This window comes from Streptomyces sp. NPDC041784 (assembly GCF_055591025.1).
The window spans coordinates 167478-191144 of record NZ_JBVJAB010000015.1; the positions used below are offsets into that span (position 1 = coordinate 167478).

Here is a 23667-nt window from a genome sequence, read left to right on the forward strand (position 1 = left end):
AGCCCCATCAGTCCTGGCGCAGGCGAGTGTTGAGGGCGTCGAGAACCACCGGGGGGACCAGGTGGGAAACGTCGCCGCCCCAGGTCGCGACCTCCTTGACCAGCGAGGAGGAGAGGAAGCTGTAGGTGGGGTTGGTGGGGACGAAGAGCGTCTCGACACCGGAGAGGCCGTTGTTCATCTGGGCCATCTGCAGCTCGTAGTCGAAGTCGCTGACCGCGCGCAGGCCCTTCACGATGGCCGGGATGTCGCGCTGCTTGCAGAAGTCGACGAGAAGGCCGTGGAAGGCCTCCACCCGTACGTTGCCGTACTCGGCGGTGACCTGGCTGATCAGGTCGATCCGTTCGTCGATCTCGAACAGGCCCTTCTTGGACTTGTTGATCATGACCGCGACATAGACCTCGTCGTACAGACGGGAGGCGCGGGAAATGATGTCGAGATGTCCGTTGGTGATCGGGTCGAACGACCCGGGACAGACGGCGCGGCGCACTTGAGATCCCTCGCTCTCCGGTCCGGTCATCGTGCGTCTTCGCACGTAGAGGCGGCGCGACCGTACCAAAACGTTCCCTCGCCGTAGCGACGGGCCCGGAGCGCTGCGAAGCCGTCCGGCCAGTGGAACTCTCCGCCTCTGGTGCTGCGCTCCACGGTGACGAGCGCTTCCGCCGCGAGCCAGCCCCCCGAGCGGAGTGTGAGCAGAATCTCGCGAAGATCGTCGTCGGAGACGGCGTAGGGCGGATCGAGGAAGACGAGATCGTACGGCGCCGTGGGCGGCGTCTGGATGATCTGCTGGGCCTTGCCCGCCCGGACCTCGGCGCCGGGGAGGGCGAGGTTTCTCACGTTCTCCCGGATGGTGCGGGCCGCGCGGGCGTCGGCCTCGACGAGGAGGGTGTGGCCCGCCCCCCGGGAGAGGGCCTCCAGGCCGACGGCGCCGGATCCCGCGTAGAGGTCGAGGACGCGTTCGCCGCCGAGGGGGCCGCCGAGCAGGGACTGCCAGGTGGAGAAGAGACCCTCGCGTGCGCGGTCGGAGGTGGGTCGGGTGCCGGTCCCTGGCGGGACGGCCAGGCGACGTCCGCCGGCCGCGCCGGCGATCACGCGGGTCATCTTGGGTCCTTGGTCGTGGGGAGCTTCGGGTCAAGTGTGGCTGATCGCGCCCGCGCGGCGTTAGCCGTGCGTCCGCCGCGGCCGGGCGTGCGGTGTCGGCCGAGGTCCGCCGGGGCCGGGTGCGCCCGGGAGGGCGGGTGCCGTTCAGCCCTTCTCCAGGTACTGCTCCCTCTCCTCGTCCAGGAGGGCGTCGAGGGCCGTTCTCAGGCCCGGGTAGGCCGTCAGCTCGGGGTCCGCGGCGACCACCGCGACCGCCTCCTCCCGGGCCTCCGCGATGACCTCCTCGTCCTCGATGACGGCCAGCACGCGCAGCGAGGTGCGGGCGCCGGACTGGGCCTGGCCGAGGACGTCGCCCTCGCGGCGCTGTTCGAGGTCGATGCGGGAGAGTTCGAAGCCGTCCAGGGTGGCGGCGACCGAGTTCAGCCGCTGGCGGGCCGCGCTGGCCTCGGGCATCTCGCTGACCAGGAGGCACAGGCCGGCGGCCGCCCCACGCCCCACCCGGCCCCGCAGCTGGTGGAGCTGGGAGACGCCGAAGCGGTCGGCGTCCATGATCACCATCGCGGTGGCGTTCGGGACGTTGACGCCGACCTCGATGACGGTCGTGGCGACCAGGACGTCGGTGTCCCCGGCGGCGAAGCGCCGCATGACGGCGTCCTTGTCGTCGGGGGGCATTCGGCCGTGGAGCACTTCGACCGTGAGCCCCCGCAGCGGGCCCTTCGCCAGCTGGTCGGCCACGTCGAGGACGGCGAGCGGCGGGCGCTTCTCCGCCTCGTCCTCGGGGGACTTCTTCTTGGCGGCCTTCTTGGGGTCGTCCTCCTCGTCTCCGATGCGGGGGCAGACGACGTACGCCTGATGGCCCTTCGCCACCTCCTCGCGGACCCGCTCCCAGGCGCGGGCCAGGAAGTGGGGCTTGTCGGCGGCCGGGACGACATGGCTGGCGATGGGTGAGCGGCCGGCCGGGAGCTGGTCGAGGACCGAGGTCTCCAGGTCGCCGAAGACGGTCATGGCGACCGTGCGCGGGATGGGCGTGGCGGTCATGACGAGCAGGTGCGGGGGCTGCTTGCCCTTGCCTCGCAGGGCGTCGCGCTGCTCGACGCCGAAGCGGTGCTGTTCGTCGACCACGACCAGGCCCAGGTCGTGGAACTGCACCTTGTCCTCGATCAGCGCGTGCGTGCCGATCACGATCCCTGCCTCCCCGGTGACGAGATCGAGCAGGGCCTGCCGCCGCGCCGCCACCCCCATGGACCCGGTCAGCAGCACGACCTTCGTCGCCTGCTCGGCCCCGCCCAGCATCCCGCCCTCGGCCAGCTCCCCCATCATCTCCACGACGGACCGGTGGTGCTGCTGCGCGAGCACCTCGGTCGGCGCCAGCATGGCGGCCTGCCCGCCCGCGTCCACGACGGCGAGCATGGCGCGCAGGGCCACCATGGTGTTGTGGGTCACCGTGAAGTTGTCGGTGATGTAGGCATGGCTCGGGTGGGCGACGCTGATGCACTGCACCGGCTTACGCCCGACGGGTTCGATCGCGCGGATCCCGCGGCGGAAGGTGTCGTACTTCGGCCGGGGGCGCACACGGATGGCTTTGCGGGACAGCCGGAACGGCGCGTATTCGTCAGGAAGTGAGATCTGGACGTTGTGAGCGGCTCGTTCGGGCAGAACCCGCGCGCGGCCTCCCAGCGAGCGCACCAGCCAGGCCACGTCGTCGGCGAGGCTGCGTGAGGCGGAACAGAGTGAGGTGCTCATGCCGTCCGCCTGGATGGTGCCACCCGTGTCAAGGAGCCCCTGCAGCAGAGCGAGGCGGTTCTTGATCGAGGTGTTCTTGAATTCTGCGGGAATGAACTTGTCGTGCGAGGTCAGGCCCCAGAGCTCCAGATCACGGAGGATCTGGATGATCGGATTGCGTACGCCACCCGACCGGCGGGTGAGCTGGATCGTGTAGTCACAGCGGGAGCCCGTCACCGGAACAAGGCGGCAATCAGGCGCCACGGCCGACGCCACAGCGTCACGGATCTCGGCGTCGACGGTGGACAGCCTCAGGTTGTGCCGGAACGAGCCGTCGCCCAGAAGCAGACCGAGCAGATAGGGGTCGAGCGGAAGCCCTGAGTCGCCTCCCAGGTCTACCGGCGTCGCCGCCGGGAGATACCACTTCGATGACCCGTTGGCTTTGAACATGTCCAGCCGGATCTCCCGGGTCGTGATGACCTTGGGAGCCTGGCCGCGGTGCCATCCACAGCTCGTACCGACGATCCAGAGGTGTTCGTCGTCGCACTCCACCGAACTTCCGTCGGAAAGAACCAGGCGCCATACCTCGCGCTCTCCTTGCGGGTACACGCCGTCGACCACCGCGACCTCTCCGTCCGGAACGACGACTTCGTCTCCCACCGCCATGTCCCCCATGCGACGGAATCCGGTGGGGGTGAGCACGAGCGAGTCCAGGGGTTGGGCCTTGCCGGAGCCGACCTCTCCTTGAAGCAGCCGGTGCATCGGGTGGTCCGTCGCCAGGTCGTCGAAGATCTCCTTGGAGACCTTCTGCTGGCCCTGCGTGAGGGTGAAGGGGAGGCGGTCGTCGAAGGCGGAGAGGAGGCCCTCGGGGGAGGGTCTGCGGGGGACGGCCGGGAGCTGGGCGTCGGCGTGCCGGCGGCGGGCGAGGGCCACCTGGAGGACGAAGGCCTCGTCCCACTTGAGGCGGGTGCGGGCGTCGGCGATGTCGGCCTTGGTGTGGGGCCGGTGGATCTTGAGGAGGGCCTCGGGGAGCGAGACCAGGCCGCGGCCGCCCCGGAGGGTGTCCGGAAGGGGGTCGACGGCTTCCTGGGCGCTGGGCAGGACGGTCTGGATCGCCTTGCCGATCTTCCAGGACTCCAGTTTGGCGGTGGCGGGGTAGATCGGGATCAGGGCGCCCGCCCAGGTCTCGACCGTCTCCTCCGCGTCGCCGCGCAGCAACTCGTACGCCGGATGTGCCAGTTGGAGGCGGCGGTTGAAGACGGAGACCTTGCCGGCGAACATCGCGCGCGTGCCCGGCAGCAGTTCCTTGTGGGGCTTGTGGACGCCGCTGCCGAAGAAGACCAGCTGGAGCCGGCCGCTGCCGTCGGTGATGGTGACTTCCAGCCGCTGGCCCTTGCCGCGCGGGGCCTTGGCCGAGGCGAAGGAGTGCAGCCGGGCGTCGGCGACCATGGCGACCACCGTGACGTGTTCGTCCATGGGGAGGTCGGCCAGGTGCGTGAGCTGTCCGCGCTCCTCGTACCTGCGGGGATAGTGGTGCAGCAGATCACCGACGGTGTGCAGGCCGAGGTGCTCGGCCATCACCTTCGCGGTCGGTGGGCCAAGCACCTTTTTCAGCGGTTCTTCGAGTGCGGGCACGAGATCCATTGCACACCACGCCACTGACATTGCCGTATACGTGTCCTGAAACCCCTGGTCAGACGGCTCGTTCGGGCTCTAGGATGGCCCGCCTCCGGCCATCATCCGCGGTCACCGCCCCACCGGGACCGCCCGACCCCGCGCCGTGCCCGACCCCAACCCGCGGCGCCGTAGCGATGGACTCCCAGACCTCACAGTCATCCCAGGCATCTCCGTCCCCTCATACCTTCCAGGTCGACCTGCGTGGTCTCGTGGACCTGCTGTCCCATCACCTCTACTCCAGTCCCAAGGTCTACCTGCGCGAGCTGCTCCAGAACGCCGTGGACGCGATCACGGCGCGCCGGGCCGAGGAGCCCGACGCCCCGGCGCGGGTGCGGCTGTTCGCCGCGGACGGGTCGCTGCGGGTGGAGGACTCCGGCGTCGGGCTCACCGAGACCGATGTGCACACCCTGCTGGCGACCATCGGGCGCAGTTCCAAGCGGGCGGACGACCTGCGGGAGGCCCGGTCCGACTTCCTCGGGCAGTTCGGCATCGGACTGCTGGCCTGTTTCGTGGTCGCCGAGCGGATCCGGGTGGTCAGCCGCAGCTCCCGTACGCCGGACGCGCCGCCCGTGGAGTGGACGGCCCGCGACGACGGTTCGTACACCGTGCGGACGCTGCCGCACGACGAGCGTCCCGAGCCGGGCACCACCGTGCACCTGGTGGCGCGGGCCGGGGCCGCGGAGTGGCTCGCCGAGGCGCGGGTGCTCCAGCTGGCACGGGACTTCGGTTCGCTGCTGCCGTACGACGTCCGGGTGGGCGACGAGGCGGTCACGGATCTGCCGGCGCCCTGGGACCGGCCGTACGCCTCCCCCGCCAACCGGCGGGTGGCGCTGGCCCGGCACTGTCACCAGATGTTCGGGTTCACGCCGCTGGACACGATCGAGCTGGACGTCCGGGCGGCGGGCATCCGCGGGGTGGCGTACGTGCTGCCGGCGGCGGTCAGCCCGGCGCAGCGGGCCACGCACCGGGTGCACCTCAAGGGCATGCTGCTGACCGAGCGGGCCGAACAGCTGCTGCCCGACTGGGCGTTCTTCGTGCGCTGTGTGCTCGACACCGACAGTCTGCGGCCCACGGCCTCGCGCGAGTCGCTGTACGAGGACGAGACGCTGGCCGCCGTACGGGAGGCGCTGGGCGAGCGGATCCGGGCGTGGCTGACGGGTCTGGCGGCCGGTGATCCGGAGCGGCTCGCGGCCTTCCTGGCGGTGCACCACCTGGGTGTGAAGTCGCTGGCGCGGCACGACACGGAGATGCTGCGGACGATGCTGCCGTGGCTGCCGTTCGAGACGACCGACGGGCGGCTGTCGCTGGAGGAGTTCGCGCAGCGCCACCCGGTGGTGCACTTCACGCGGACGGTGGAGGAGTACCGGCAGGTCGCGCCGATCGCGTCCGCGCAGGGCGTCGGGGTGATCAACGGCGGTTACACGTACGACAGCGAGCTGGTGGAGGCGCTGCCGTCGGTGCGGCCGGGGACGGTGGTCGCCGAGCTGGACGCGGACACCGTGACGGCGCATCTGGACGCCGTGGACCCGGCCGAGGAGCTGGCGCTGGCGGGCTTCCTGGCGGTCGCGCGGGCGAAACTGGACCCCCTGGGCTGTGACGTCGTCCTGCGGGCCTTCCATCCGCTGTCGGTGCCGGCGCTGCACCTGGACGACCGGGCGGCGCGGCACGAGCAGGCGCGGGCGGAGGCCGAGGCGCAGGCCGACGACCTGTGGGCGGGCATCCTGGGCTCGCTGCGCGGCAGCGCCCCGCGCGCGCGTCTGGTGCTGAACCATCTCAACCCGCTGATCCGGCGGATCAGTTCGCTCGGGACACCCGAGCTGATCGGCACGGCCACCGAGTCGCTGTACGGGCAGGCGCTGCTGATGGCGCAGCGGCCGCTGCGTCCGGCGGACTCGGCGCTGCTGAACCGGGCGTTCATCGGGCTGCTGGAGTGGGCCACGCACGGGGAGGCCGCACACGGGGAGGACGACCACTGATGAGTGAGATCACGGACTTCGACGCCCTCCGCCGGGCGATGGCGGAGAACGGCGAGCGGCCGGAGGGCCCGGCGCGCAACGCGCGCGCGGAGCAGCTGCTGGTGGCGGCCGAGCGGCTGAACATCCCGCTCGCCGTGATCGAGGCGCTCGGGCACCAGCTGAAGGTCTACAACTACAGCTCCGAGAAGGACAAGATGTTCGTCCCGTTCGCGCGGCTGCTGCGCATGTGGGACGAGCGGCCCGGGGACTTCGACGAGTACGAGACGCATTCGCTGCACTGGGTCTTCAAGTGGATGTCGGCCGGCATGCTGGACCAGCCGCACGTGCCGCTGGCCTCGGTGGAGAAGTGGCTCGGCGAGATGGAGCACCGCTACCGGCTGGCCGGGCATTCGGAGCGGGCGGTGCGCAGCGCCGAGTTCAGCGTGGCCACGCACGTCGGGGACGCGGCGCGGGCCGAGCGGGCGTTCGACGCCTGGCTGGCCGCGGACCGGGACGCGATGGCCGACTGTCACGCGTGCGAGCTGCACGGGCAGGGCTGGTGGCGGGCGGAGTGCGGCCGCGACGCGGAGGCGCTGGAGCTGTGGGCGCCGGTCCTGGAGGGCGCGTACACGTGCGCGCACGAGCCGCACACCGTGCTGGCGTCGTCCCTGGTGCCACTGCTGCGGCTGGGCCGCGCGGACGAGGCGCGCGCCAACCATCTGCGGGGCTTCCGGCTGGTGCGGCCGATGGAGAGCATGCGGGGCGCGTACGCCGACCACGTGGAGTTCTGCGCGCTGACCGGCAACGCTGCGCGGGGGCTGGAGCTGCTGGCGGAGCGGCCGGCGTACTTCACCGACGACGGGCATCCGCGCAGCAGGCTGGAGTTCCTGAGCGTGGTGGTGCTGCTCATGGAGCGGCTGGCGGAGCTGGGCCTGGAGGGCCAGCGGGTGCCGGGGCCGGCCGGGCGGGAGTGGACGGCGGCCGAACTCGCCGCCCACGCGCGCGAGGAGGCCCTCGCGCTGGCCGCGCGGTTCGACGAGCGCAACGGCACCGATCACGTCGGTGAGCGGGCACGCGCGCGTATGGGGCAGCGTCCGCTGGTGGAGCGGCTGCCGCTGGGGGTGCGGGCGGTTCGTCCGGCCCCGGCCGCGGCGAGCGCGCCGCCCCAGGTCCCGGCGGAGGCCCGGGAGCCGGAGAAGTCCGGCACGGACAGCCCGGACGGCCCGGCCGGTCTGGACGGGCTGCTCGCCGAGGCCCGGCGGCTGTCGGACACGCTCCGGCCGAACGCCGTGGAGGCGTGGGCGGCGGTGGCTCGGGCCGCCGAGGGCACCGAGGGCGTCGTGCTGGACGCCCGTGACCGTGCGGAGATCGCCGACCACGCGGCGATCGCGCTCGGCCCGGAGGGCGCGGAAACGTTCGCGCAGGCGGCGGAGCTGTACGCCGAGGCGGGCGACCCCGGGGAGGCCCTGGCGGCACGCGCGCGTGCGGCGTACGTCCACGCGCTCGCCGAGGACGACGTCGCGGGCGCGCTCGCGGCGGTCACCGGCCCGTACGACGAGGTCCTCGCGCTGTACGCCGAGGGCGGCACGGAGGTGCGGCAGGCGGCGGGCGTGCTGATGGCCCGGGCGCGGATCCTGATGCGGAGCGTCCACGCGGCCGAGGGGCCGGTGGCGGAGCCGGTCCTGACGGACGCGGAGTGCGCCGTACGGGAGGTGCTGGCGCTCGTCGACGGCCGGACCGGCGACGACGTACGGCTGGCGGCGCGGGTCGCCGAGGGGCACGCGATGCTCGCGGAGCTGGCGGCACGCGCGGGGGACGCGGAGGCGGGCGCGGAGCTGTTCGCGCGGGCGGCGGCGGAGTTCACCGAGGCGGGGCTGCCGTGGTTCGCCGTGGAGTACGAGGCCCGGCTGGCCGGTCTCGCGCACCATCTGGGCGACATGGTGGAGGCGGAGCGGGCGCTGCGGGCGGCCTTGGAGCACGGCGGGCCGTATCTGGAGCCGGTCGGGCGGGCCCAGCTGCACCTTCAGCTGGCCGAGGTCGTCGGGGGCCGGGGGCAGGCGGACGAGGCCGCGGAGCACGCCCTGGAGGCGGCGCACTGGGCCGACGAGGCGGGTGAGGGCCCGGCGTTCGGCGCGTGGGCCCGCCACCAGCTCGGCGGGTACCTGGTCCGCCAGGGCCGCTGGGCGGAGGCGGCGGAGGTGCTGGAGTCGGCGCTGGCCGACCTGAGCGCCGAGACGCACGGCGACGGGACGGTCGTCCAGACGATGTGGTGGCTGGGCGACTGCCTGGGCGAACTCGGGGAGCACCGGGACGCGGCCGAGCGACGTCTGCAGGCCGCGGAGATCGCCCGGCACTGGCCCGAGCAGCACGACCACGCGACCCTCGCGCACCTGGCCGCCGAGTCCCTCGGGCAGGCCGGGCTGCACGCCGACGCGGACCAGGCGTACGCGCGCGCGGGCGAGCTGTGGCGGGTCCTGGGCAACGTCCACGGCCTGGTCCGCTCGCTGCGGGCCCGTGCCTGGCTCGCGCTGCGCACCGACGACGGCACGGACAGCGCGCGCGAGCTGATGACGAGCGCCGTGGCGGAGTGCGCGGACGCGCTCGGCGCGACGGGCGACGAGGAGGCGCGGCTGCGGCTGGTCTCCGAGCTGGGTCACACCTACCGCCAGTTCGGGGACCTGCTCGCCCGTTCGGCGGCCGAGGACGCCGACGACGATTCGATCCGGGCCACCCTGGAGGAGGCGTTGTCGCAGGTGGCGGAGGCGGTCGCGGTGTTCGTCGCGCTCGGTGCGGACGGCCTGCACGCCCGTACCGGTGCCGAGCTGGCGGCGGGCTGGCTGGAGAGCGACCTGGGCCGGCCGACGGACGCGGCGGCACGCGCGCGTGCGGTGCTGCGGGCCTACCCGGAGACCGAGGCCGAGGCGAAGGCCGCCGCCGACGGTGAGGACGACGAGCCGGGCCGGGCGCGGCGCGCGGAGGCGGAGCAGCTCTTGCAGGTCGTGGCGGAACAGACGGCGGACTGAGCGACCCGCTCCCCCTGCAAGTCGGCAGACAGCCGGCCGGCAGACAGGCGGGCGGGCGGCTACTCGACGCCGATGAGCAGCAGCGCGCCCTGCCGGCCGCCCCGGTACACCACCGTGTCGACGGCGAGGTACGCCTCCCGTACGCGTGCCTCCAGGTGCTCGGCGATCCCCTCGGGGGCCTCGTCGCCGAGCACCAGGGTGACCAGCTCGCCGCCCGCCGAGAGCATGCGGTTCAGGACGGTCTCGGCGGTCGCGGTGACGTCGGCGCCGATGACGGCCACGTCCCCGTCGACGAGCCCGAGGATGTCGCCGGCCTGGCAGATGCCGGCCATGGTCCACGACTGGCGTTCGGCGACGACGACCTCGGCGTACCGGGTCGCACCGGCCGCCGAGGTCATCGAGACGACGTCCTCGTCGAAGCGGCGGTCCGGCTCGTGCACGGCGAGTGCGGCGATCCCCTGGACCGCGGAACGGGTCGGGATCAGGGCCACCCGGATGCCCTCGGTGCGGGCCTGTTCGGCGGCCGCGGCCGCCGTGTGCCGCAGGTCGGCGTCGTTGGGCAGCAACACGACCTCCCGCGCGTGGGCGCGCCGTACGGCCTCGACCAGCTCGCCGCTGGCGGGCGGCTCCCCGGGGCGCGCGAGGACGGTGGTCGCGCCGGCCTCGCCGTAGAGCCCGGCCAGGCCCTCGCCGGGCACGACGGCGACGACCGCCCGCTGGGCGCGCTCGCGGGGCGGACGCTCGCCCCCGCGCGTGTGCGCGTCGCCGACGCCGAAGTGCGTGATGCGGATCCGGTACGGCCGCCCCGCCTCCACGCCCGCCTCCACGGCGGCGCCCGCGTCGTCCACGTGCACATGGACGTTCCACAGGCCGTCGCCGCCGACGACGACCAGCGAGTCGCCGAGGGCGTCCAGGCGGCGGCGCAGGCGGGCGACGGCCGCGTCCTCGGCCTCCAGGAGGTAGATCACCTCGAAGGCGGGGCCGCCGTCCTCGCCGTCCGGCCCGTCGGCGCAGCTCTCCGCCGGGTCGGCCGGCACGCGCGCGTGTGCCTCGGACCGGGCGGCCTCGCGCGCGTGCGCGCGCGAGCGCGCAAGTGACCAGGTCGCCGTGGCGGCGGGGAGCGTCGGCGCCTCCCCGGTGAACGTCTCCACCAGCGCCGCGAGGACCGCGACCAGTCCCCGGCCGCCCGCGTCGACCACTCCGGCCCGCTCCAGGACGGCCAGCTGGGCCGGGGTCACGGCGAGCGCCGCGCAGGCACCCTGGTAGGCGGCCCGGGCGACCGCCGCGCAGTCGCCCTCGGCCCCGTCGGCCGCGTCCGCGGCGCCCGAGGCGACGGACAGGACCGTGCCCTCGACGGGGTGGGCGACCGCCTGGCGGGCGGAGTCGGACGCCTGCCGCAGCGCCAGCCGCAGCCCGTCCCCGTCCGTGTGAGCCGCCTCGCCCTCGGCGGACAGCACCTGGGCCATGCCGCGCAGCAGTTGGGCGAGGATCGTGCCCGAGTTCCCGCGCGCCCCTATGAGCGCGCCGTGCGCCATCGCGCGCGCGGCGTCGGCGAGGGAAGGACCGCCGGCGGAAGGGTCACCGCTGAAAGGACCGCTGCTGGAAGGACCACCCGTGGAGGCCCCCGCCTCGTACCCCGCGAACACCGCCTCGACGGCGGTCGCCGCGGACTCGACGGTCAGGTAGAGGTTGGTGCCGGTGTCCCCGTCCGCGACGGGGTACACGTTGATCGCGTCGATCTCCTCACGCGCGCGGCCCAGCGCAGTGAGCGCGAGGCCGCACCAGGTGCGCACCGCGAGAGCATCGAAGAATGTCTGCGGCACGTGCGCCACCTGCGCCTCCCTGAGCTGCTGGACTGGACGCAGCGTAGACCCCGGGCCCGTGCCGACGGGACACAGGTGAGGACCGGGGCCGGGAGCAGGTCCCTGAGCAGGCATGGTAGTTTCGTTCTACTGGCGCAGTCGTTGTATGCTGCTCCGGTTGCCCGATGCAGATCGGGCTTTTTCCCCTGGCACCGCCACTCAGATCCCTGATCCTGATCCCGGCATGCCGGGATCAACCGTAAGTGCATCTGAAGTCTTTGGAGTGACCCGTGGCTGCCAACTGCGACGTCTGCGGCAAGGGGCCGGGCTTCGGCAACAACATCTCGCACTCGCACCGCCGTACGCCCCGTCGCTGGAACCCCAACATCCAGCGTGTGCGTACCGTGGTCGGCGGGACGCCGAAGCGCGTGAACGCTTGCACCTCGTGCATCAAGGCCGGCAAGGTCTCGCGCTGACGCACAGCTAAGCGCGCGGCCATGCAGGTTCGCCGCATTTAGCCGGTCCACCTAGGTGGGCCGGCTTTTTGCCGTGCCCGAAAGCGCGCCGCACGAAGCCCGCCGCACGAAGCCCGCCGTACGCAGCGCACCTCACGCAGCCCGCCGTACGGCGGGGCACACGGCGACGACCGGCATCAGATGCCGGCCGTCCCCCGCCTCAGCTCCCACCCGTGATCCACCGGCCCGATCCCGCCTCCCAGCGCGAAGCCGGCCGCGATCGCTCCGGTGACGTACGCCTTGGCCGCCGTCACCGCCTCCGGTACGGACTCCCCCTTCGCGAGGTGTGCCGCGATCGCGGACGCGAGGGTGCAGCCCGTGCCGTGCGTGTGCCGGTTGTCGTGACGGGGCGCGCGCAGCCAGTGTTCCTCGGTGCCGTCCGTGAGCAGGTCCACGGCGTCGCCGGAGAGATGGCCGCCCTTGATCAGCGCCCACCGCGGCCCGTACGCCAGGACCGCCGCCGCGGCCCGCCGCAGGTCGTCCTCCGTCCTGACGTGGACGCCGGTGAGCTGGGCGACCTCGTCGAGGTTCGGCGTGGCCACGGTCGCCACCGGAAGCAGCCTGGCGCGCACGGAGTCGAGCGCCGAGGCCGCCAGCAGCGAGTCGCCGTGCTTGGAGACGCCCACCGGGTCCACGACGGCCGGCGCGTCCGTCCCGGCGATCAATTCCGCGACCGCCTCGACGAGTTCGGCGGAGGCGAGCATGCCCGTCTTCACGGCCTGGACGCCGATGTCGTCCACCACACTGCGGTACTGGGCCCGGACCGCCTCCACGGGCAGCGTCCAGGCTCCCTGCACCCCGAGGGAGTTCTGCGCGGTGACCGCCGTCACGACACTCATCCCGTGGGTACCGAGCGCGAGCATCGTCTTCAGGTCGGCCTGGATGCCCGCGCCGCCGCCGGAGTCGGAGCCGGCCACCGTCACCACCCTGGGCTTCACGGCGCTACGCCCCCTCTATGTCCCCGAAGTGGTCCCAGCCGCCCTGCCGGGTCCAGGGCGCCCCGTCGACCGTCACCTGGGGCAGCGCGGAGGGGTTGAGGACCTCGCCGATCACCTTCCAGCGGGCGGGCAGCTTCACGTCCGGCGGGAAGGTCGCGACGATCGCGTGGTCCTCGCCCCCGGTCAGCACCCACTGGATGGGATCGACGCCGACGGCCTGCCCGATGTCGTTCATCTGGGTGGGGATGTCGATGGCGCCGGAGCGGATGTCGATCCGGACCTTGCTGGCCTCGGCGATGTGCCCGAGGTCGGCGATCAGCCCGTCGCTGACGTCGCACATCGCGGTCGCGCCGAGCCCGGCGGCCGCCGGACCGGCGTGGTAGGGCGGCTCGGGGCGGCGGTGCGCCTCGACGAAGGCGCGGGGCGAGCGGAAGCCGCGGGAGAGCACCGCGTACCCGGCGGCGGACCAGCCGAGCCAGCCGGTCACCGCGACCAGGTCGCCGGGCTGGGCGCCGGCCCGGGTGACGGGCTCCTGGTTGCGCAGATCGCCGAGCGCGGTGATCGACACCATGATCGTGTCGCCGCGGACCACGTCCCCGCCGACCACGGACGCCCCGGCGACCTGGCACTCGTCGCGCAGGCCGTCCATCAGCTCGCTCGGCCAGGTGACCGGCAGCTCGGCCGGCACGACGAGGCCGAGCAGCAGAGCGGTCGGCACCGCGCCCATGGCCGCGATGTCGGCGAGGTTCTGGGCGGCGGCCTTGCGGCCGACGTCGTAGGCGGTGGACCAGTCACGGCGGAAGTGCCGGCCCTCCAGCAGGATGTCGGTGCTGGCCACGACCCGGCGGTCGGGCGCGGCGACCACCGCGGCGTCGTCGCCGGGGCCGACGCGCACCGCCGAGGTGGTGGTGAGACGGGAGGTGAGCTCCCTGATGAGCCCGAACTCCCCTAGCTCACCAACAGTGCCCTTCATTGCCGTTTCGCCCCTTCTGTACCTGTCCGTGCCCGGTCGCGCAGGACCAGTGTCCTCGATACGGTCGATGTGACCGTCAACCTCTGTAGAGCCCGCACCCCGGCACGCGCGTGCCATGCTCTCCGCGGGTCTCCCCGCGACGCGCGGCGACGCGATACCGTGGCGTTCCTTTTCCCCACATGATCCTCGTGGCCGCCCTGGAGGTTCCGTGGTACAGGCGTACATCCTGATCCAGACGGAGGTCGGCAAAGCGTCGACCGTCGCCGAGGAGATCAGCAAGATCCCTGGCGTGGTCCAGGCCGAGGACGTGACGGGACCGTACGACGTGATCGTGCGAGCCCAGGCCGACACGGTGGACGACCTCGGCCGGATGGTGGTCGCCAAGGTCCAGCAGGTGGACGGGATCACCCGTACCCTTACCTGCCCGGTCGTGCATCTGTAGCCCCCGTCTACCCTTGGCCGGTGAATCTTTTCCGTCACCGGCTCAGTGGTCTGCCCGCCCTCGTACTGCTGTGCGCCGCCGCGGGCTGCTCATCGGCAGACGACACCACGGCGACGCCGGTTCCCAGTCCCGCGGCGAAGGTCGCGAAATCGTGCCGGAACCTGGACGAGGCGCTGCCGTCGAAGGTGGACGGTCAGGGCCGCCGGGATCCCGAGCCCGCCTCCGCGCTGACCGCGGGCTGGGGGGACCCGGCGATCATACTGCGCTGCGGGGTCGAACGGCCCGAGAAGATGAGCGATACGAACGCCGACGGGGTCGAGGTGGACGGGGTGGGATGGCTGCTGGAGGAGCAGCAGAACGGTTCGTTCCGCTTCACCAGCACGCTGCGCACGGCGTATGTCGAGGTGACGATCCCCAAGGCCCGTACGGGCAACGGGCTGGCCCCGCTCGTCGACCTGGCCCCCGCCGTCGAGAAGGCGATCCCCGAAGGGATCGCCGACTGAGGCCTGCCGAGGCCTCCCGAGGCCTGCCGAGGACTACCGAAGTCCCGTGGACCTGCGCAGGGCCGCCTGGATGAGCCGGTCCACCAGTTCCTCGTAGCTGATCCCGCTGGCCTGCCACATCGCCGGGTACATCGAGATCGGCGTGAAGCCCGGCATGGTGTTGATCTCGTTGATGACGAAGTCGCCGTCCTCGGTGAGGAAGAAGTCCGCGCGGACCAGTCCCTCGCAGGAGGCCGCCTCGAAGGCGTCCACGGCGAGCCGCTGGACCTCGGCCGTCTCCTCGGGGGTCAGCGGGGCCGGGACGATGCCCGGGGTCGAGTCGATGTACTTCGCCTCGAAGTCGTAGTATGCGTGCGCGTCCGGCGGCGGGATCTCGGCCGGGACGGAGGCCCGCGGGCCGTCCTCGAACTCCAGGACGCCGCACTCGATCTCGCGGCCCCGCAGCGCCGCCTCGACCAGGATCTTGGGGTCGTGGCGCTGGGCCTCGGCGATCGCCTCGTCCAGGCCCGCGAGATCGTCGACCTTGGTGATGCCGATCGACGAACCCGCGCGCGCGGGCTTCACGAACAGCGGCCAGCCGTGCTCGCCCGCGAAGTCGACGATCTTCTTGCGGGCGGCGGACTCGTCCCGCTCCCACTCGCGCGGCCGGATCACCACGTACGGGCCGACCTTGAGCCCGAACGAGGTGAACACCCGCTTCATGTACTCCTTGTCCTGGCCGACGGCCGAGGCGAGCACGCCCGAGCCGACGTACGGCACACCGGACAGCTCCAGAAGGCCCTGGAGGGTGCCGTCCTCGCCGTAGGGGCCGTGCAGGACGGGGAAGACGACGTCGACCTCACCGAGCGCCTTGGGCACCGATCCCGGCTCGCTGTAGACGACTTCGCGGTTCGCGGGGTCGACGGGGAGCACCACACCGCCCTCCGGCGACTCGGCCAGCTCCTCGATGTCGGGGGTACGGCGGTCGGAGATCGCCATCCGGTCCGGCTCGTCGGCGATGAGCGCCCAACGCCCGTCCCGCGTGATGCCGATCGGCAGGACCTCGTACTTGGTCCGGTCGATGGCCTTCAGGACGGCGCCGCCGGTGACCACGGAGATCCCGTGTTCGGAGCTGCGGCCGCCGGACACGACGGCCACACGCGGCTTGCGAGACGGCTGCTCAGGGCTCTGGGGGAGGTTCTCGGTGCTCATATCGGCATGAGAGTACCCGGTGGTAGAGCCCCGAGACAGCGTCGGATCCGTTGCCACCGCGTGGCGTCCCCGCGGCGGCCGTACGGCCTCGCACGGCGTCGCTCAGCGTCGCTCGGCCTTCGCGCTGCGCGACATCAGCTCCTTGAGTGCGACCACGGGCGGCTTGCCCTCGTGGACGATGTCCACGACCGTCTCGGTGATCGGCATGTCGACACCGTGGCGGCGGGCCAGATCCGCCACGGACTCGCAGGACTTGACGCCCTCGGCGGTCTGCCGGGTGACCGCGATGGTCTCCTGGAGGGTCATGCCCTTGCCGAGGTTGGTGCCGAAGGTGTGGTTGCGGGAGAGCGGCGAGGAGCAGGTCGCCACCAGGTCGCCCAGGCCCGCGAGTCCGGAGAAGGTGAGCGGGTCGGCGCCCATCGCGAGGCCGAGGCGGGTGGTCTCGGCGAGGCCGCGCGTGATGAGCGAGCCCTTGGCGTTGTCGCCGAGCCCCATGCCGTCCGCGATGCCGACGGCCAGGCCGATCACGTTCTTCACCGCGCCGCCCAGCTCGCAGCCGACCACGTCGGTGTTGGTGTACGGGCGGAAGTACGGGGTGTGGCAGGCGGTCTGGAGCCGCTGGGCGACGGCCTCGTCGGTGCAGGCGACCACGGAGGCGGCCGGCATACGGGAGGCGATCTCACGCGCGAGGTTGGGTCCGGTGACCACGGCGACGCGGTCCCGGCCCACCTTGGCGACGTCCTCGATCACCTCGCTCATCCGCATGGTCGTACCGAGTTCGACGCCCTTCATCAGCGAGACGAGGACGGTTCCCGGGGCGAGCAGTGGGGTCCACTCGGCGAGATTGGCGCGCAGGGTCTGCGAGGGGATGGCGAGGACGGTGAAGTCGGCACCCCGGGCGGCCTCGGCCGGGTCGGCGGTGGCCCGGAGGTTCCCGGGGAGTTCGACGCCGGGCAGGTAGTCGGGGTTGGTCCGCGTGGAGTTGACCGCGTCGGCCAGCTCGGGGCGGCGCGCCCAGAGCGTCACCTCGCAGCCCGCGTCGGCGAGGACCATGCCGAAGGCGGTCCCCCAGGATCCGGTGCCGAAGACGGCCGCCTTGACGGGCTTGCTCACTTGGTGCTCTCCCCCTCGTGACTGTTCTGCGCCTCGTCCCGGCCCGGCGGCTGAGTCTGCGCCTGGGTCCGGCGCCGCTGCTCGATCCGCTCCCGACGCGGGTCGTAGGGCGTCTCGGGCGCCTTCGCGCCGCGGATGTCCTCCAGCTGGCGGGTGATGGCGGCCATGATGACCTCGGTGGCCTCCTTGAGGACCTCCGCGGTCATCTCCCGGCCGTAGAAGCGCGAGAGGTCCACGGGCGGACCCGCGAGCACCCGGTGCGTCTTGCGCGGGAAGAAGTGGGGCTTCGTGCTGTAGGGCGGCAGCAGTTCGTTGGCGCCCCACTGGGCGACCGGGATCACCGGGCACTGGGTCTGCAGGGCGACCCGCGCGGCGCCGGTCTTGGCCGTCATGGGCCAGCCGTCCGGATCGCGGGTGATGGTGCCCTCGGGGTAGAACGCGACGCACTCGCCGCGTTCCACGGCCTCGATCGCGGCCCGGAAGGCGCTGAGCGCGTCGGTGGACTCGCGGTAGACGGGGATCTGCCCGGTGCCGCGCATCGCGGCGCCGACGAACCCCGTCCTGAAAAGGCCGCTCTTCGCCAGGAATCGGGGCACGCGTCCGGTGTTGTACTGGAAGTGCCCGTAGGCGAAGGGGTCGATGTGCGAATTGTGGTTCACCGCGGTGATAAAACCGCCGTCGGCCGGAATGTGTTCCATTCCGCGCCAGTCCCGCTTGATCAGAACCACCAGCCAGGGTTTGCACAGGACCGCTGCGAAGCGGTACCAGAAGCCGATTCTGCGGCGGGGCACGCGGACACCTTCCCTCTAGGACTTCTCTCCGGAACCTGTGAGCCGCACAAGTGTCGCTCCGAGCCGCCGGTCTGTCGAGAACACCGTACGCCCGCCCGCCCGACCGGCGGATGGGCCGGGTGACAATGGCCGCGAGAAGAGAGGGACGGTACGCCGGTGCAGTGGACCTTGGTCATACCCCTGAAGCCCTTGGCGCTCGCCAAGAGCAGGCTCGCGGACACCGCCGGTGACGGCCTGCGCCCGGGTCTCGCCCTCGCCTTCGCCGAGGACACCGTGGCGGCGGCGCTGGCCTGCGCGGCCGTAGGGGATGTGGCGGTCGTCACGGACGACACGTTGGCCGGGCACACCCTGGCCGCGCTGGGTGCCCGCATCGTCCCCGACGAACCCCGGGCGGGCCTGAACGCCGCTCTGGCGCACGCGGCGGCCGTCGTCCGCGGATCACACCCCGATTCCGCTCTCGCGGCGCTGAACGCCGATCTGCCGGCCCTGCGTCCGCCGGAATTGGCCCGGGTCCTGGACGCGGCCGCGGAATTCCCGCGCGCTTTTCTCCCGGACGCGGCCGCAATCGGCACCACGCTTCTCGCCGTGGCTCCGGGCCGTGAATTGCTTCCCGCATTCGGTACGGATTCCCGGTCCCGGCACCGAGCCTCGGGCGCCGAGGAACTCCGGCTCACCGCCGTGGATTCCGTACGGCAGGACGTGGACACCGGCGACGACCTGCGGGCGGCGCTCGCCCTGGGGGTCGGTCCCCGGACGGCCGCTGCGGCCGCGCGGCTGCTGGGGATCGGGCAGTAGGCTGCCGACATGCAGGCCACCGCGTACACGTACGACCCCGAGAGCCGCAGCGGACAGGTGTTGCTGGACGACGGCACGCCGGTGCCCTTCGACGGGCCGGCGTTCGACGCGGGCGGGCTGCGGCTGCTGCGGCCGGGCCAGCGGGTGCGGATCGAGACCGAGGGCGAAGGGGACGCCCGGCGGGTCGTCCTCGTGACGCTGCACACCTTCTCGTGACGCCGCACAGCTGCTGAAGCGCCCGCACAAGCCCCTGGACACGCCGCGGGCCGGACTCCGAGAGGGAGTCCGGCCCGGCGCGTGGGTGCCCTTGCCCGCCTGGTGCCCGGTGGGCGGTGTGCCTAGCGGGAGGTGGCCTTCTTGGCGGTGGTCTTGCGGGCGGTCGACTTCTTGGCGGGGGCCTTCTTGGCCGTCGCCTTCTTCGCCGGGGCCTTCTTGGCCGTCGTCTTCTTCGCGGCGGCCGTTGTGGCGGTGGTGGCCTTCTTCGCGGCCGGCGTGGCCTTCTTCGCGGTGGTCTTCTTCGCGGCCGCGGCGGTCTTCTTCGCGGCGGCCGTGGTCTTCTTCGCCGCCGCGGTGGTCTTCTTGGCGGCGGCCGTGGTCTTCTTCGCGGCGGCGGTGGTCTTCTTCGCGGCGGCCTTCTTGACCGTGGCGGAGGCACCGCCGGTCAGGCTGCCCTTGGGGGCCTTCTTGACGGCGACCTCGCCACCGCGCGGGAGCTTCTTCGAGCCGCTCACCAGGTCCTTGAAGCCCTGGCCTGCGCGGAAGCGCGGCACGGACGTCTTCTTGACCCGAACCCGCTCGCCCGTCTGGGGGTTGCGAGCGTAGCGGGCCGGCCGGTCGACCTTCTCGAACGAACCGAAGCCGGTGACCGAGACCCGGTCCCCTGCGACGGTCGCGCGGACGATGGCGTCCAGGACCGCGTCGACAGCGTCGGCGGCCTGCTGGCGGCCGCCCAGCTTGTCGGCAATCGCTTCTACGAGCTGCGCCTTGTTCACGTCTTCCCCTTCGGAGACCTCGCCAGAACGAAAGTGTTCAAGCTTTTTCGCACGTTAGGCAGATATATACCGCAAATCAAACACGAAACGGGCTAATCACCCTTGTGCCGCAACGAACTCGGCTGCTTTGGAGGCGATCAACGCTCCTCTTCGGGCAGACGCCCCTCGTCGAGGTCCGCCATGAACCGCTCCAGCCGCCTTGTCGCGTCGGCGAGATCGTGCTTGGCCGCGGCCGTAATGACCAGCAGCTTCCGGGTCAGCGCCATCCGTACGCCCTCCGGGACTTGCAGTGCGCGCACTCTTGTGTGCGCTTCCTTGAGCTGGTTCGCGACCGCCGTATAGAGCTCGAGTTGGCCGTCGTGTTCCATGCACAGATTGTGCCATCTGGGGCGAGTTGTCGCCCGCCCAGGGGGCAACTGCCGCCCCGAACGGCCCTCAAGGAGCCTTCGGACGACACCTGCGCACAGGGCGCGTACCCCGGCAACCACCCTCCTAACGTGGGAAGTTGGGAGAAACGGCGAAGACTTCGGGGGCTGGAGGGGGCCAGACACAGCCGTACCCCCGATCGGACCGATCGGGGGTACGGAGGGGGTCTCGCGGTGGCCGAAAGTCGACCAGCCGGGCGCTGGGTCAGACCTGGAGCGTCCTCGGCTTGTACGACGGGCGCTTGGCCTCGTAGGCAGCGATGTCGCCCTCGTTCTGGAGGGTGATGGAGATGTCGTCCAGCCCGTTCAGCAGCCGCCAGCGGGAGTTCTCGTCCAGCTCGAAGGAGGCGGTGATGCCCTCGGCGCGCACCTCGCGGTCCTGGAGGTCGACCGTGATCTCGGCCTGCGGGTCCCGCTCGGTGAGTTCCTGGAGCGCGTCCACGATCTTCTGCTCCAGAACCACGGTGAGCAGGCCGTTCTTCAGCGAGTTGCCCCGGAAGATGTCGGCGAACCGGGAGGAGATGACCGCCTTGAAGCCGTAGTTCTGCAGCGCCCAGACGGCGTGCTCACGGGAGGAGCCGGTGCCGAAGTCGGGGCCGGCGACCAGCACGGTGGCCCCCTGTCGCTCGGGCTGGTTGAGGATGAAGGCCGAGTCCTTGCGCCAGGCCTCGAACAGCCCGTCCTCGAACCCGTCCCGCGTGACCTTCTTGAGCCAGTGAGCAGGGATGATCTGGTCGGTGTCGACGTTGGAGCGGCGCAGCGGGACGGCCCGGCCGGTGTGCGTGGTGAATGCTTCCATGACTGATCAGACTCCAGCGGGCGCGGGGGTGTCGGCGGACAGGTCGGCGGGGGACGCGAGGTGGCCCAGGACGGCCGTGGCGGCCGCGACCTGCGGTGACACCAGATGCGTACGACCGCCCTTGCCCTGCCGGCCCTCGAAGTTGCGGTTGGAGGTGGACGCTGAGCGCTCACCCGGTGCCAGCTGGTCGGGGTTCATGCCCAGACACATCGAGCAGCCCGCGTGCCGCCATTCGGCGCCGGCCTCCTTGAAGACGACGTCCAGACCCTCGGAGACGGCCTGGAGACCGACCCGCGCGGAGCCGGGGACGACCAGCATCCGTACGCCGTCGGCGACTTTGCGGCCCTTGAGCAGCTCGGCGGCGGCGCGCAGGTCCTCGATGCGGCCGTTGGTGCACGAACCTACGAAGACGGTGTCCACGTTGATGGACGTCAGCGGCTGTCCGGCCTCCAACCCCATGTACTCCAGGGCCTTTTCGGCGGCGAGGCGCTCCGAAGCGTCTTCGTACGAAGCGGGGTCGGGGACCGCGCTCGAAAGCGGCGCGCCCTGGCCGGGGTTGGTGCCCCAGGTGACGAACGGCGACAGCTCCTCGGCCTTGATGACGACCTCGGCGTCGAACTCGGCGTCCTCGTCCGTCCTCAGCGTCTTCCAGTACGCGACGGCGGCGTCCCAGTCCTCGCCCTGCGGGGCGTGCGGGCGGCCCTTGAGGTACGCGAAGGTCGTCTCGTCGGGGGCGATCATGCCCGCGCGGGCGCCGGCCTCGATCGACATGTTGCAGATGGTCATCCGGGCCTCCATCGAGAGCTTCTCGATGGCGGAGCCGCGGTACTCCAGGACGTAGCCCTGGCCGCCGCCGGTGCCGATCCGCGCGATGATCGCGAGGATCAGGTCCTTGGCGGTGACGCCGTCGGGCAGCTCGCCGTCAACGGTGATCGCCATGGTCTTGGGGCGGGCCATCGGCAGCGTCTGGGTGGCCAGCACGTGCTCCACCTGGGAGGTGCCGATGCCGAACGCCAGACCGCCGAAGGCGCCGTGCGTGGAGGTGTGGGAGTCGCCGCAGACGACGGTCATGCCCGGCTGGGTCAGACCCAGCTGCGGGCCGACGACGTGGACGACACCCTGCTCGACGTCACCCAGCGGGTGCAGCCGGACACCGAACTCGGCGGCGTTCTTGCGCAGCGTCTCCAGCTGGACGCGCGAGACCGGGTCCGCGATGGGCTTGTCGATGTCGAGGGTCGGGGTGTTGTGGTCCTCGGTGGCGATGGTGAGGTCGAGACGGCGCACCGGGCGGCCGCTCTTGCGCAGTCCGTCGAAGGCCTGCGGGCTGGTCACCTCGTGCAGGAGGTGCAGATCGATGAAGAGAAGGTCGGGCTCGCCCTCGGCGCGCCGGACGACGTGGTCGTCCCAGACCTTCTCCGCGAGTGTCCTACCCATCGCTTTCCCTCCGGCCGGCAATGACGCACCGGCCCAACTAGAGATCTTGTGGAGGCGACGCCCCAGGCCCCTGTTCATGGGCACCCGCCGCCAGGCCCGCTTCACTCCGGGCCGCCATGTCTCCAAGGGTTGCGCGTCTCACGGAAAAATGAACTTGCGTTTCACAGAGTGAGACGGGAATATCGTTTCATGGACAACAGTAGCGGCGTGGGCGTTCTGGACAAGGCGGCCCTTGTCCTGAGCGCCCTGGAGTCCGGCCCGGCCACCCTCGCGGGTCTGGTCGCGGCCACCGGACTCGCACGACCAACGGCCCACAGACTGGCCGTGGCCCTGGAGCACCACCGCATGGTGGCACGTGACATGCAGGGCCGTTTCATTCTCGGCCCCCGGCTGGCCGAACTGGCCGCGGCCGCCGGCGAGGACCGCCTCCTCGCGACCGCGGGCCCGGTGCTGACCCACCTGCGTGACGTGACGGGCGAGAGCGCGCAGCTCTACCGCCGCCAGGGCGACATGCGGATCTGCGTGGCCGCGGCGGAGCGCCTGTCCGGCCTTCGGGACACGGTCCCGGTCGGCTCCACGCTCACGATGAAGGCCGGCTCCTCCGCGCAGATCCTGATGGCCTGGGAGGAGCCGGAGCGCCTGCACCGCGGCCTCCAGGGCGCCCGCTTCACCGCGACCGCCCTGTCGGGCGTACGACGCCGTGGCTGGGCCCAGTCGATCGGTGAGCGCGAGCCGGGCGTCGCGTCGGTCTCCGCGCCCGTCCGCGGCCCGTCCAACCGTGTGGTGGCCGCCGTGTCCGTCTCCGGCCCCATCGAGCGCCTGACCCGCCACCCGGGCCGGATGCACGCCCAGGCGGTCATCGACGCCGCCGGCCGCCTGTCGGAGGCCCTGCGCCGGACGGGCTGACCCCTACGGGAGAAGGGCCCGCCTCAACGCCGCGGCAGGCCCCTCACCCCACGGGCTCAGATCGTCTCCCGCGACCGGTACGCGTACCGGTCCTTCGCGTACCGCCCCCGCCGCTCCAACGGCACCTGCCCGTGCGCGGCCGCGAGGCCGAACGCCGGCATGTCCCCGTAGATCGCCTCGTAGGACCCCTCCGGTACGACGTACGCCTCGTGCCAGATCCCCACGTGCCCGCGCACCTTGCCGCCCTTCTCCAGACGGTTGATCCTCGCCCAGGCACGGTGGTGGAACGCGTCGGGCGCTCCCGCGTACGCGTACAGCTTCTCCTTGGACTCCCAGTACTGGACGACGTAGTACGTCCGCGGCGAGGCCGTCAGCAGCACGCGGGAGAGCGGCCCGCGGCCCGGATCCCTCTTCAGCTCGGCCAGCATGCGGAACATCGCCAGCATGACCGGCAGCCACTGGTGCACGGCCCAGAAGTGGTTCACGCGCATTCCGATCAGCAGCACCACGACATCACCGTGGGCGTCCGCGGTGGTACGGCTCGCGGTGGCAGGACTCGCTGTGTCAGACATG

At 71.9% G+C, this 23667-nt stretch carries 22 protein-coding genes; 8 read left to right on the top strand and 14 right to left on the bottom strand.

The features are described from left to right. Nucleotides 1–7: 7 nt before the first annotated feature. From coaD to ACZ6D7_RS29765, 3 genes are all read right to left on the bottom strand, one after another. On the bottom strand, nucleotides 8–487 hold the full coding sequence (coaD, locus tag ACZ6D7_RS29755) for a pantetheine-phosphate adenylyltransferase (protein WP_469497424.1): 480 nt from the start codon (nucleotides 485–487) through the stop codon (nucleotides 8–10). Between the two features lie 26 nt (nucleotides 488–513). Beyond that, the gene (gene rsmD, locus ACZ6D7_RS29760) at nucleotides 514–1098 is read right to left on the bottom strand and encodes a 16S rRNA (guanine(966)-N(2))-methyltransferase RsmD (RefSeq protein ID WP_469497220.1); all 585 of its coding nucleotides are present in this window, start codon (nucleotides 1096–1098) and stop codon (nucleotides 514–516) included. A gap of 144 nt (nucleotides 1099–1242) precedes the next feature. Then, on the bottom strand, nucleotides 1243–4464 hold the full coding sequence (locus ACZ6D7_RS29765; protein WP_469497223.1) for a helicase-related protein: 3222 nt from the start codon (nucleotides 4462–4464) through the stop codon (nucleotides 1243–1245). Nucleotides 4465–4631: 167 nt separating this feature from the next. On the opposite strand from ACZ6D7_RS29765, the gene ACZ6D7_RS29770 reads away from it, so the two are divergent. Together ACZ6D7_RS29770 and ACZ6D7_RS29775 are read left to right on the top strand one after the other, a co-directional pair. Then, nucleotides 4632–6473, top strand: coding sequence for an HSP90 family protein (locus tag ACZ6D7_RS29770; RefSeq protein WP_469497226.1), 1842 nt, complete (start codon nucleotides 4632–4634; stop codon nucleotides 6471–6473). Next, nucleotides 6473–9475, top strand: coding sequence for a tetratricopeptide repeat protein (locus tag ACZ6D7_RS29775; RefSeq protein WP_469497230.1), 3003 nt, complete (start codon nucleotides 6473–6475; stop codon nucleotides 9473–9475). The genes ACZ6D7_RS29770 and ACZ6D7_RS29775 overlap by 1 nt, the downstream gene beginning before the upstream one ends. Before the next feature lie 59 nt (nucleotides 9476–9534). On the opposite strand, the gene ACZ6D7_RS29780 is transcribed toward ACZ6D7_RS29775, so the two are convergent. Beyond that, the gene (locus ACZ6D7_RS29780; protein ID WP_469497233.1) at nucleotides 9535–11307 is read right to left on the bottom strand and encodes a DAK2 domain-containing protein; all 1773 of its coding nucleotides are present in this window, start codon (nucleotides 11305–11307) and stop codon (nucleotides 9535–9537) included. Between the two features lie 260 nt (nucleotides 11308–11567). On the opposite strand from ACZ6D7_RS29780, the gene rpmB reads away from it, so the two are divergent. Continuing rightward, nucleotides 11568–11753, top strand: coding sequence for a 50S ribosomal protein L28 (gene rpmB / locus ACZ6D7_RS29785; RefSeq protein ID WP_004924906.1), 186 nt, complete (start codon nucleotides 11568–11570; stop codon nucleotides 11751–11753). A 176-nt stretch (nucleotides 11754–11929) separates the two neighbouring features. On the opposite strand, the gene thiD is transcribed toward rpmB, so the two are convergent. Continuing rightward, nucleotides 11930–12730, bottom strand: coding sequence for a bifunctional hydroxymethylpyrimidine kinase/phosphomethylpyrimidine kinase (gene thiD, locus ACZ6D7_RS29790; RefSeq protein WP_469497236.1), 801 nt, complete (start codon nucleotides 12728–12730; stop codon nucleotides 11930–11932). Between the two features lie 4 nt (nucleotides 12731–12734). Further along, nucleotides 12735–13703, bottom strand: a complete 969-nt coding sequence (locus ACZ6D7_RS29795) for a thiamine-phosphate kinase (protein WP_469497239.1) — start codon at nucleotides 13701–13703, stop codon at nucleotides 12735–12737. 208 nt (nucleotides 13704–13911) lie between these two features. Here ACZ6D7_RS29795 and ACZ6D7_RS29800 point away from each other — a divergent pair, with 208 nt between their 5' ends. Together ACZ6D7_RS29800 and ACZ6D7_RS29805 are read left to right on the top strand one after the other, a co-directional pair. After that, on the top strand, nucleotides 13912–14145 hold the full coding sequence (locus ACZ6D7_RS29800) for an Lrp/AsnC family transcriptional regulator (protein ID WP_079659261.1): 234 nt from the start codon (nucleotides 13912–13914) through the stop codon (nucleotides 14143–14145). Nucleotides 14146–14165: 20 nt separating this feature from the next. Then, entirely contained in the window at nucleotides 14166–14648 is a 483-nt protein-coding gene (locus ACZ6D7_RS29805) for a DUF3515 domain-containing protein (protein WP_469497242.1), read from the top strand. A gap of 33 nt (nucleotides 14649–14681) precedes the next feature. Here the strand turns inward: ACZ6D7_RS29805 and ACZ6D7_RS29810 are convergent, their stop codons facing one another. The 3 genes from ACZ6D7_RS29810 to ACZ6D7_RS29820 all read right to left on the bottom strand — a co-directional run bounded on the left by ACZ6D7_RS29810 (nucleotide 14682) and on the right by ACZ6D7_RS29820 (nucleotide 17743). Beyond that, nucleotides 14682–15839, bottom strand: a complete 1158-nt coding sequence (locus ACZ6D7_RS29810; RefSeq protein ID WP_469497244.1) for a D-alanine--D-alanine ligase family protein — start codon at nucleotides 15837–15839, stop codon at nucleotides 14682–14684. A 102-nt stretch (nucleotides 15840–15941) separates the two neighbouring features. Further along, nucleotides 15942–16952, bottom strand: a complete 1011-nt coding sequence (locus ACZ6D7_RS29815; RefSeq protein WP_469497247.1) for an NAD(P)H-dependent glycerol-3-phosphate dehydrogenase — start codon at nucleotides 16950–16952, stop codon at nucleotides 15942–15944. Beyond that, entirely contained in the window at nucleotides 16949–17743 is a 795-nt protein-coding gene (locus tag ACZ6D7_RS29820; RefSeq protein ID WP_469497250.1) for a lysophospholipid acyltransferase family protein, read from the bottom strand. Before ACZ6D7_RS29820 ends, ACZ6D7_RS29815 begins: the two co-directional genes overlap by 4 nt. Before the next feature lie 156 nt (nucleotides 17744–17899). Here ACZ6D7_RS29820 and cofC point away from each other — a divergent pair, with 156 nt between their 5' ends. Beyond that, the gene (gene cofC, locus ACZ6D7_RS29825; protein WP_469497253.1) at nucleotides 17900–18538 is read left to right on the top strand and encodes a 2-phospho-L-lactate guanylyltransferase; all 639 of its coding nucleotides are present in this window, start codon (nucleotides 17900–17902) and stop codon (nucleotides 18536–18538) included. Nucleotides 18539–18547: 9 nt separating this feature from the next. Beyond that, complete coding sequence (locus tag ACZ6D7_RS29830; RefSeq protein ID WP_469497256.1) at nucleotides 18548–18754, top strand: hypothetical protein; 207 nt, start codon at nucleotides 18548–18550, stop codon at nucleotides 18752–18754. 122 nt (nucleotides 18755–18876) lie between these two features. Here the strand turns inward: ACZ6D7_RS29830 and ACZ6D7_RS29835 are convergent, their stop codons facing one another. The 4 genes from ACZ6D7_RS29835 to leuC form a co-directional block, all read right to left on the bottom strand. Beyond that, the gene (locus tag ACZ6D7_RS29835) at nucleotides 18877–19530 is read right to left on the bottom strand and encodes an HU family DNA-binding protein (protein WP_469497258.1); all 654 of its coding nucleotides are present in this window, start codon (nucleotides 19528–19530) and stop codon (nucleotides 18877–18879) included. 137 nt (nucleotides 19531–19667) lie between these two features. After that, nucleotides 19668–19898 carry an SCO5555 family protein gene (locus ACZ6D7_RS29840; RefSeq protein WP_469497261.1) on the bottom strand — a complete coding sequence of 77 codons (231 nt, stop codon included), beginning with the start codon at nucleotides 19896–19898 and terminating at the stop codon, nucleotides 19668–19670. Nucleotides 19899–20160: 262 nt separating this feature from the next. Beyond that, the gene (leuD, locus tag ACZ6D7_RS29845) at nucleotides 20161–20754 is read right to left on the bottom strand and encodes a 3-isopropylmalate dehydratase small subunit (RefSeq protein WP_469497265.1); all 594 of its coding nucleotides are present in this window, start codon (nucleotides 20752–20754) and stop codon (nucleotides 20161–20163) included. A gap of 6 nt (nucleotides 20755–20760) precedes the next feature. Then, nucleotides 20761–22188, bottom strand: coding sequence for a 3-isopropylmalate dehydratase large subunit (gene leuC / locus ACZ6D7_RS29850; RefSeq protein WP_469497268.1), 1428 nt, complete (start codon nucleotides 22186–22188; stop codon nucleotides 20761–20763). A 189-nt stretch (nucleotides 22189–22377) separates the two neighbouring features. On the opposite strand from leuC, the gene ndgR reads away from it, so the two are divergent. Beyond that, nucleotides 22378–23094 (top strand): IclR family transcriptional regulator NdgR, encoded by a 717-nt coding sequence (ndgR, locus tag ACZ6D7_RS29855; protein ID WP_010984119.1) that lies wholly within the window; start codon nucleotides 22378–22380, stop codon nucleotides 23092–23094. Between the two features lie 56 nt (nucleotides 23095–23150). Here the strand turns inward: ndgR and ACZ6D7_RS29860 are convergent, their stop codons facing one another. After that, entirely contained in the window at nucleotides 23151–23666 is a 516-nt protein-coding gene (locus tag ACZ6D7_RS29860; protein WP_469497271.1) for a DUF4188 domain-containing protein, read from the bottom strand. Between the last annotated feature and the right edge of the window lies 1 nt (nucleotide 23667).

Excerpts from the sequence above, each read along its gene's own strand:
- rsmD (WP_469497220.1), bottom strand. The coding sequence starts at position 1,098 with ATGACCCGCGTGATCGCCGGCGCGGCCGGCGGACGTCGCCTGGCCGTC.
- ACZ6D7_RS29765 (WP_469497223.1), bottom strand. The coding sequence starts at position 4,464 with ATGGATCTCGTGCCCGCACTCGAAGAACCGCTGAAAAAGGTGCTTGGC.
- ACZ6D7_RS29770 (WP_469497226.1), top strand. The coding sequence starts at position 4,632 with ATGGACTCCCAGACCTCACAGTCATCCCAGGCATCTCCGTCCCCTCAT.
- ACZ6D7_RS29775 (WP_469497230.1), top strand. The coding sequence starts at position 6,473 with ATGAGTGAGATCACGGACTTCGACGCCCTCCGCCGGGCGATGGCGGAG.
- ACZ6D7_RS29795 (WP_469497239.1), bottom strand. The coding sequence starts at position 13,703 with ATGAAGGGCACTGTTGGTGAGCTAGGGGAGTTCGGGCTCATCAGGGAG.
- ACZ6D7_RS29810 (WP_469497244.1), bottom strand. The coding sequence starts at position 15,839 with ATGAGCACCGAGAACCTCCCCCAGAGCCCTGAGCAGCCGTCTCGCAAG.
- ACZ6D7_RS29830 (WP_469497256.1), top strand. The coding sequence starts at position 18,548 with ATGCAGGCCACCGCGTACACGTACGACCCCGAGAGCCGCAGCGGACAG.
- ACZ6D7_RS29840 (WP_469497261.1), bottom strand. The coding sequence starts at position 19,898 with ATGGAACACGACGGCCAACTCGAGCTCTATACGGCGGTCGCGAACCAG.
- leuD (WP_469497265.1), bottom strand. The coding sequence starts at position 20,754 with ATGGAAGCATTCACCACGCACACCGGCCGGGCCGTCCCGCTGCGCCGC.
- leuC (WP_469497268.1), bottom strand. The coding sequence starts at position 22,188 with ATGGGTAGGACACTCGCGGAGAAGGTCTGGGACGACCACGTCGTCCGG.
- ndgR (WP_010984119.1), top strand. The coding sequence starts at position 22,378 with ATGGACAACAGTAGCGGCGTGGGCGTTCTGGACAAGGCGGCCCTTGTC.
- ACZ6D7_RS29860 (WP_469497271.1), bottom strand. The coding sequence starts at position 23,666 with ATGTCTGACACAGCGAGTCCTGCCACCGCGAGCCGTACCACCGCGGAC.